A 1,017-nucleotide genomic window follows, 5' to 3' on the forward strand; every position below is an offset into this window, starting at 1 on the left:
CGACAATGTATCGTCGATTAAAACCAGAACTAGAGAGCCTGTTTTTGACACCTTCAGAAGAGTTTGCTTTTTTATCATCAACATTGGTTCGTGAAGTCGCTATTCATGGTGGAGAAATAGAGCAATTTGTTCCAGAGTGTGTTCATCAAGCAGTTGTCGCTAAAGTAAAAGCTTCTAAAAATTAAGTGATTATGAATATTCTAATGTATACAAGAGCCACGTTACCTGTGGTGAATTACGGTGGAACCGAACGAGTCATTTGGGACTTAGTTTATGCTTTGCATCTTGCCGGGCACCGAGTAACTCTGCTCGCTGGCAAAGGCACAAAGTGTGATTGGGCGAGAGTCATAGAGTATCAACCGAATGTACCAGTGCAAAGTCAGCTTCCAAATGATATTGATGTTGTGCATTTCCACTCTGATTTAGAGCCTATCTCTTATCCCTACATTTTAACGCAGCATGGTAATTCAGACCTCCCTATTGACCCGAATACCGTCTTTGTTTCATCTCAGCATGCAAAAAATCATGGTGCACAGGCTTATGTTTACAATGGCTTGAATTGGGATAATTACCAAAAGCCTAACTTTAACTTGAAACGAGAGCGTTTCCATTTTCTTGGGAAAGCGGCGTGGCGAGTTAAAAATGTTCAAGGTGCTATTGATATTACCAAGAAAGCTGGCCAGCAGCTTGATGTGTTGGGCGGCCATCGATTGAACCTAAAAATGGGTTTCAGGTTAACGTTAGATCGTCATGTTCGTTTTTTAGGGATGGTGGACGATACAACGAAATCTCAGATCATGACTCAGTCAAAAGGTCTGATATTCCCCGTGACTTGGCATGAACCGTTTGGCTTGGCGATTACAGAGAGTTTGTATTTTGGTTGTCCAGTGTTTGGTACACCCTATGGCTCACTGCCGGAGTTAGTTTCTAGTGAGGTAGGTCTTTTATCGAGCTGTGAACAAGAGCTCGTAGAAGGGATCTTAAATTCTGACACCTATGATTCAGCTCGTTGTAATG

The 1,017-nt window shown here is 42.2% G+C and carries 1 protein-coding gene and 1 pseudogene; both read left to right on the forward strand.

What is annotated here, in order from left to right; translation table 11 throughout:
* Positions 1-185, forward strand: a pseudogene (gene coaD / locus AB4486_RS24655) (pantetheine-phosphate adenylyltransferase); the annotation flags it as partial.
* Positions 186-203: 18 nt separating this feature from the next.
* The coding region (locus AB4486_RS24660; RefSeq protein WP_372119316.1) for a glycosyltransferase at positions 204-1,017 on the forward strand (814 nt) is incomplete at its 3' end.

This window comes from Vibrio sp. 10N.222.55.C6 (genome assembly GCF_041473395.1).
Taxonomy (GTDB): domain Bacteria; phylum Pseudomonadota; class Gammaproteobacteria; order Enterobacterales; family Vibrionaceae; genus Vibrio; species Vibrio crassostreae_C.